The organism is Fluviirhizobium alvei, from assembly GCF_030551875.1.
Classification (GTDB): Bacteria; Pseudomonadota; Alphaproteobacteria; order Rhizobiales; family Rhizobiaceae; genus Rhizobium_E; species Rhizobium_E alvei.
The window spans coordinates 354,406-361,756 of sequence record NZ_JAUOZU010000008.1; the positions used below are offsets into that span (position 1 = coordinate 354,406).

The following is a 7,351-nucleotide window of genomic DNA, read 5'->3' on the forward strand; positions in this document are numbered from 1 at the left end:
CGTATGGCACTCAAGGACGACATCGTTCTGCTCGCAAAACTGCCGATCTTCGACGGTGTCTCGGAGGAGCATCTGCGGCTGCTTGCCTTCGGAGCCGAGCGCCGGAAACTCGAAAAGGGTCATGTTCTCTTTCGCGAAGGAGCGGCGGCGGACAGTGCCTTCATAGTTCTCTCCGGCCATTTGCGGCTTAGTCGCCACACGACCCAGGGCGAAAAGCCGATCGACGAGGCCGGTCCCGGCACCATTCTTTCGGAGATCGCCATGATTTCTGAGGCTGATCGCCATTTTACCGCGACGGCATCTGTCGAAAGCGAAGTCATGCGCATCACCCGCACGCTGTTTCGCAGGATGCTGGAAGAATATCCCGACATCGCCGCAGCGATGCAGCGGCGCCTGCGGGAGAATTTCACCCGGTTGACAGCGGCGCTCGACAGCGTCTCGGGCGCCTTCCGCTGACGTCGCCTATGGCGGGTGATACCCCTCCGAAAGTGATCGGGATTCTCGTCGCCGACGGTTTTGCGCTCATGTCTTTCGCTTCAGTGGTGGAGCCGTTGCGCGCCGCCAATCTTGTTGCCGGCAGAGAGCTCTATCACACGATTTTTTTCTCCATCACCGGTGGTGTGCGACAGGCGTCCTGCGGGGCCTTGATCGAGACGGTTCCCATCGGTTCTTCGGACGATCGTTCGGATCTGCTTTTCGTTGTGATTGGCGGGGATCCGCAGGTGCAGGCAACCGATCCTGCCTTGCTGGCAGCGCTTCGCAGACAGGCGAGGCAGGGTGTACGGATCGCCGGCGTCTCCGGCGGACCGATGGTAATGGCCGCCGCCGGCCTTCTTGCCGATCATCGTTTCACCATTCATTGGGAACATGCGGCGGCACTGACCGAGATGATGCCGGACCTCGTGCCGCTCAAGGTCAGATATGTGATCGACCGCGATCGCATCACTTGCGGCGGCGGTATTGCGCCTCTCGATCTGATGCACGAGTTGATTGGGACTGACCATGGTGGAGACCTCGCCCAGCGGGTCAGCGATTGGTTCCTGCATGTCCATGTCGATGCTGCGGCCGGTCCCCAGAGAGCATCCGTCAGCGAGCGCTACCAGGTTCACAATGGCAGGCTGGCCCTGATGCTGGAAATGATGGAAGCGACAATCGAACGGCCACTGAGCCGGCGCGAGATTGCAGTCAGAACGGGTATCTCCGAGCGCCATGTCGACCGGCTGTTTGCTTTGCATCTCAAATCCGGCTTTCGTGCCGAATATCTGAGAATAAGGCTTGAGCGTGCGCGGTCTCTGTTGCGGCAAAGCGCGATGACCGTGAGCGAAATCGCTTATGCCACCGGCTTTGCCAATGCCTCCCATTTCTCGCGGGCCTATCGCCAGGCTTTTAGTGAAAATCCCGGAAAAACACGCAAATAGGTCCGCAAGTGGTTTCCTCAGGGGGGATTTTTTGTCATGGTCTGCAAATTGTGGAGAAGGAAGCGTCATGACGGATGAGAAGGATGCTGGGACAAGGGCCGGACGTTTGCGGGCAAATTCGGCCAAGAACGGCATCCCCTTTCAGGATCCACATGCCGTGCGAGACGCCAAGGAAAACAACCTTGAGATGGCGATTGGCCACGAGGTTCGGACTCTACGCAAGAAGTTGGGCATTACCGGTGCCGATCTTGCTTCCGCCACCGGAATTTCGCTTGGCATGCTCTCCAAGATTGAAAATGGCAATACGTCGCCGTCGTTAACGACGCTTCAGTCCCTGGCGCAGGCGCTTGGCGTTCCGGTCACGGCCTTTTTCCGGCGCTTTGAAGAGGTCCGCAACGCGGTTTTCGTCAAGGCCGGCGAGGGCGTGGAGATTGAGCGGCGGGGAACGCGGTCCGGCCATCAATACAATCTGCTCGGCCATATCGGCAACAATGCCTCGGGCGTCATGGTCGAACCCTATCTCATTACGCTTACAGCCGATTCGGATGTGTTTCCGACATTCCAGCATGAGGGGCTTGAATTCCTCTACATGCTGGAAGGCGAGGTCCAGTACCGCCATGGCGACCGTCTCTATCCGATGCAGCCGGGCGACAGTCTGTTCTTCGATGCCGATGCCCCGCATGGTCCGGAAGTGCTGGTCAAACTACCGGCAAAATACCTCTCGATCATCACCTATCCCGACAAGGGAAAGGCACGCGGTGGACGCGACTAAAAAATTTCCCGGTAGTTGAAATAGTTTCTTATGGGTGATAGCGTCCCTCTCAATCGCAACGGGAGGCTGTCCATGAGAAAACTGATTTCGTCCGGCTCACCCTTCGAAAAGACGGCCGGTTATTCGCGCGCTGTGACCGATGGGGATTTCTGCTGGGTCGCCGGCACCACCGGCTACGACTATGCAACGATGCAAATGCCCGAGAGTGTAGAGGCCCAGACCCGCAACACGCTTGAAACAATCAAGAAGGCGCTCGATGAGGCAGGCTTCTCGATTCACGATGTAGTGCGCGCCAACTATTACGTGACCGACCGGGATTATGTGGACACCGTCTTTCCGATCCTGGGCGAGTATTTCGGCGAGATCCGTCCGGCAGCGACGATGATCATCTGCCAGCTCAACAAACCTGAAATGAAGATCGAGATCGAGGTGACGGCGCGCAAGCGTTCGTGATCCTGGAAAGGAGAAACCATGTGCGGCATTGCCGGGCTGTTCCTGAAAGACAAATCCCTTGAGCCCGACCTCGGTCGCTTGCTCTCGGACATGCTCGTCACCCTGACCGATCGCGGCCCCGATAGCGCCGGCATCGCCATTTATGGACCGGCGCAGGCCGAATATGCCAAGGTTACGGTGCAGTCGTCCAATCCCGATCGCGATTTCCCTCAAATCGGTACGGCGCTCGCCAGAAGCGGCATCTCGCCGCGCGATGTGACCCTCAAGGATAGTCATGCGGTCGTGACGGTCGATCAGTCCAGCCTCGAGGAAGCCAAGGCCAGCCTGCTTTCAATTTCCGAAGCCGTACGGATCATGGGTGTCGGTGGGACAATCGAGATCTACAAGGAAACAGGCCTTCCCAAGGATGTCATAGACCGGTTTTCGATCCGCACGATGGGGGGAACGCATGGGATCGGACATACCCGCATGGCGACCGAAAGTGCGGTGACCACGCTTGGCGCGCATCCGTTCTCGACCGGGCCGGACCAGTGCCTGGTCCATAATGGCTCGCTTTCGAACCATAACAACCTGCGTCGCGAACTGAAGCGTCTCGGCATGGTGTTCGAGACCGACAATGATTCCGAAGTGGCGGCCGCCTATCTGACGGCCGAAATGGGCAAGGGTAAAAGCCTCGGAGAAGCGCTCGAAAGTGCGGTGCGCGATCTCGACGGCTTCTTCACCTTCGTCGTTGGCACCAGAAACGGGTTCGGCGTGTTGCGCGATCCGATCGCCTGCAAACCTGCAGTGATGGCCGAGACCGATCGCTATGTGGCTTTCGGCTCGGAATATCGGGCGCTGGTCGGCCTGCCCGGCATCGAGACAGCCCGGATCTGGGAGCCGGAACCGGCGACCGTTTACTTCTGGGAACATTGAAAATCAGGGCAAAGGCACATCATGGCATCCATCAATCTCAGCGAAACGCCCCTGCGCGAACTCAATCGCCAGCTTCACGCCGTGACCGCTGGCAGCAACGACATTCATTTTGACGTCCTCAACCCCAATGGCAGCCATTCGGTCGCCGTCGGCATCGACCAGCCGGTGACGGTCGAGGTCCATGGTTCGGTCGGCTATTATTGCGCCGGCATGAATGATGGCGGCAACATTACCGTACATGGTTCGGCTGGCCCCGGCGTCGCCGAAAACATGATGAGCGGAACCGTGGTGATCGAAGGCGATGCCAGCCAGTATGCCGGTGCCACCGGCCGCGGTGGTCTCCTGGTCATCAAGGGCAATGCGGCTTCGCGCTGCGGCATCTCGATGAAGGGCATCGATATCGTCGTTTGCGGCAGCATCGGACATATGTCGGCCTTCATGGCGCAATCGGGAACGTTGGTGGTGCTTGGCGATGCCGGTGAGGCGCTCGGCGATTCGCTTTATGAGGCACATCTCTTCGTGCGCGGCGCGGTCAAGAGTTTGGGCGCCGATTGCATCGAAAAGGAGATGCGGCCCGAGCATCTGGAACAGATACGCGCGCTTCTCGACAAGGCTGGCGTTACCGATGTCCGGCCGGAAGAGTTCAAGCGTTATGGCTCGGCTCGCAAGCTCTACAATTTCAACATCGACAATGCCGATCAGTATTGAGGCGGACCATGACCTACAAGAATCCTCCGACCGTTCCGCGCAAATCGGCGACCTTCGACGATTACACGCTTTCGGAAATCCGGCGTGCGGCAGCGACCGGGATCTATGACATCCGTGGTGGCGGCGCCAAGCGCAAGGTGCCGCATTTCGACGATCTTCTCTTTCTCGGGGCTTCAATTTCCCGCTATCCGCTCGAGGGCTATCGCGAGCGCTGCGACACCAATGTCGTGCTCGGTTCGCGCTTTGCCAAAAAGCCGATCGAACTCAAGATTCCGATCACCATCGCCGGCATGAGTTTCGGTTCGTTGTCCGGTCCGGCCAAGGAAGCACTCGGACGTGGTGCTTCGATGGCCGGGACTTCGACGACGACCGGTGACGGTGGCATGACCGAGGAAGAGCGCGGCCATTCTTCAATTCTCGTCTACCAGTATCTGCCGTCGCGCTATGGCATGAACCTTCGTGATCTGCGTCGCGCCGACGCGATCGAAGTGGTTGTCGGCCAGGGGGCTAAGCCCGGTGGTGGCGGTATGTTGCTCGGCCAGAAGATCTCCGACCGCGTTGCCGAAATGCGGACGCTTCCCAAGGGCATCGACCAGCGTTCCGCCTGCAGGCATCCGGATTGGACCGGGCCCGACGATCTCGAGATCAAGATCGGCGAGTTGCGTGAGATCACCGACTGGGAAAAGCCGATCTATGTGAAGGTCGGCGGTGCGCGGCCCTATTACGATACAGCGCTGGCGGTCAAAGCCGGCGCCGATGCCGTGGTTCTCGACGGCATGCAGGGCGGCACAGCGGCAACCCAGGAAGTGTTCATCGAAAATGTCGGCATGCCGACACTCGCCTGCATCCGTCCGGCGGTGCAGGCACTGCAGGATCTCGGCATGCATCGGAAGGTACAGCTGATCGTGTCGGGTGGCATCCGGTCGGGAGCCGATGTTGCCAAGGCGCTGGCGCTCGGTGCCGATGCAGTGTCGATCGGGACCGCGGCCCTTGTTGCGATCGGTGACAATGATCCGGCGCTCGAGGCCGAGTACAATGCGCTCGGCACAACGGCCGGCGCCTATGACGACTGGCATGAGGGCCGCGATCCGGCCGGCATCACGACGCAGGATCCCGAGCTGATGAAGCGTCTTGACCCGGTGGCGGCTGGCCGCCGGTTGGCCAACTATCTCAAGGTCATGACGCTCGAGACACAGACCATTGCCCGCGCCTGCGGCAAGAACCATGTCCATAATCTCGAGCCGGAAGATCTCTGCGCACTGACGATCGAGGCGGCGGCCATGGCGCAGGTGCCATTGGCAGGCACGGACTGGATCCCGGGCAAGCGGGGTTTCTGACCTATCCGGCGCGGCCCCTGTGGGTACGCCGCGCCGTCTATTCCACATGCAAGGGCATTCTCTCGAGGGAGGCGAGCAGGGTCGCAGGCGCATGTGCTTGAAACAGCATTCAAGTGCGTCAATAAAAACAGGGGAACGTACGAATGACGATCGATCTCGAGGCCTGGGCAAAGGAACGGGCCGTGAAATACTTCATGATCAGTTATACCGATCTCTTCGGGGCACAACGCGCCAAGCTGGTCCCAACCGCTGCCATCCGTGCCATGCAGGAAGAAGGCGCCGGTTTTGCCGGGTTTGCCACCTGGCTCGACATGACGCCGGCGCATCCGGATCTGTTTGCCGTCCCGGATCCGAGTTCTGTGATCCAGCTGCCCTGGAAGAAGGAAACCGCCTGGGTGGCGGCCGATTGCATGATGGAAGGCCAGCTTGTGGCGCAGGCACCGCGCGTGACGCTGAAGCGGCTGGTCTCGGAGGCCGCAGCGCAAGGATTGCGCGTCAAGACAGGCGTCGAAGCTGAATTCTTCCTGATCACACCGGACGGGCTGTCGATTTCGGATGCGGCTGATACGGCGGAAAAGCCCTGCTATGACCAGCAAGCCCTGCTTCGTCGCTATGACGTGATCGCTGAGATCTGCGACTACATGCTCGAAATGGGCTGGAAGCCCTATCAGAACGACCATGAAGATGCGAACGGCCAGTTTGAAATGAACTGGGAGTTCGACGATGCGTTGGCGACTGCCGACAAGCATTCCTTCTTCAAGTTCATGGTCAAGTCTGTCGCCGAAAAGCACGGTCTCAAGGCAACCTTCATGCCCAAGCCTTTCAAGGGCCTCACAGGCAATGGCTGCCATTGCCATATCTCGGTCTGGAACGAAGACGGATCGCAGAATGCCTTTGCCGATCCTTCGGCGGAGCTCGGCCTGTCGCAGCAAGGCAAATGCTTCCTCGGCGGCATCATGGACCATGCGACAGCGCTGGCGGCCATTACCAACCCCACCGTCAACTCCTACAAGCGAATCAATGCGCCGCGCACGACATCGGGTGCTACCTGGTCGCCGAACACCGTCACCTGGACAGGCAACAACCGGACCCACATGGTTCGTGTTCCGGGTCCGGGCCGTTTCGAGCTCCGGCTTCCCGATGGCGCGGTCAATCCCTATCTGCTCCAGGCCGTCATCATCGCTGCTGGCCTCAATGGTCTGGCCAACCGATCCGATCCCGGTCCCTGCTCGAACCTCGACATGTATGCGGAAGGCCATCTGGCGACCCATGCAAAACGCCTGCCGCTGAACCTGCTCGACGCTTTGCGTGCCTACGATGATGATGCGGTTCTCAAGGCTTCGTTGGGCGAAGAATTCTCGAAGGCCTATCTCAAGCTGAAAAACCGGGAATGGTATGCCTATGCGTCTCATTTCACCGAATGGGAAAGGGCCAACACGCTCGACATTTGACGGTTGGATGGTATTGGCTGTCGCGATTGGAATTGGGTGCCGCAAAAAAACCAATAGCATTTGGTTCAGGTGATGAAACCGGCTTGCATTGCGCCGGTTTTGTCGCAAAGAGAGGCTGTCAATTCGCGAGGGAGAGGCGAGGCTGACGGTAACCCAAAGGCACCGGCTAGGTGTCGCCAACAATCGAGCGGACCATTTCTGAAAGACGCCCCATGAAAAGCTATGTTCTGACTGTCACCTGCGTGTCCACCCGCGGCATTGTCGCTGCGATATCGGGTTTTCTGGCGGACAAGGGTT

8 protein-coding genes are annotated in these 7,351 nt (G+C 59.2%); all 8 read left to right on the forward strand.

Annotated elements, in window-relative coordinates; translation table 11 throughout:
* The first annotated feature begins 3 nt into the window (after window positions 1–3).
* A complete protein-coding gene (locus Q4481_RS13690) occupies window positions 4–456 on the forward strand; it encodes a cyclic nucleotide-binding domain-containing protein (protein WP_304376933.1) in 453 nt (150 codons plus the stop codon).
* An 8-nt stretch (window positions 457–464) separates the two neighbouring features.
* Complete coding sequence (locus Q4481_RS13695; protein WP_304376934.1) at window positions 465–1,418, forward strand: GlxA family transcriptional regulator; 954 nt, start codon at window positions 465–467, stop codon at window positions 1,416–1,418.
* 67 nt (window positions 1,419–1,485) lie between these two features.
* Entirely contained in the window at window positions 1,486–2,190 is a 705-nt protein-coding gene (locus Q4481_RS13700) for a helix-turn-helix domain-containing protein (protein ID WP_304376935.1), read from the forward strand.
* A gap of 72 nt (window positions 2,191–2,262) precedes the next feature.
* A complete protein-coding gene (locus tag Q4481_RS13705; RefSeq protein WP_304376936.1) occupies window positions 2,263–2,643 on the forward strand; it encodes a RidA family protein in 381 nt (126 codons plus the stop codon).
* An 18-nt stretch (window positions 2,644–2,661) separates the two neighbouring features.
* A complete protein-coding gene (locus Q4481_RS13710; protein ID WP_304376937.1) occupies window positions 2,662–3,558 on the forward strand; it encodes a class II glutamine amidotransferase in 897 nt (298 codons plus the stop codon).
* Between the two features lie 21 nt (window positions 3,559–3,579).
* Complete coding sequence (locus tag Q4481_RS13715) at window positions 3,580–4,266, forward strand: GltB/FmdC/FwdC-like GXGXG domain-containing protein (RefSeq protein ID WP_304376938.1); 687 nt, start codon at window positions 3,580–3,582, stop codon at window positions 4,264–4,266.
* Window positions 4,267–4,274: 8 nt separating this feature from the next.
* On the forward strand, window positions 4,275–5,603 hold the full coding sequence (locus Q4481_RS13720) for an FMN-binding glutamate synthase family protein (RefSeq protein WP_304376939.1): 1,329 nt from the start codon (window positions 4,275–4,277) through the stop codon (window positions 5,601–5,603).
* A gap of 143 nt (window positions 5,604–5,746) precedes the next feature.
* A complete protein-coding gene (gene glnT / locus Q4481_RS13725) occupies window positions 5,747–7,054 on the forward strand; it encodes a type III glutamate--ammonia ligase (RefSeq protein ID WP_304376940.1) in 1,308 nt (435 codons plus the stop codon).
* Window positions 7,055–7,351: the final 297 nt, after the last annotated feature.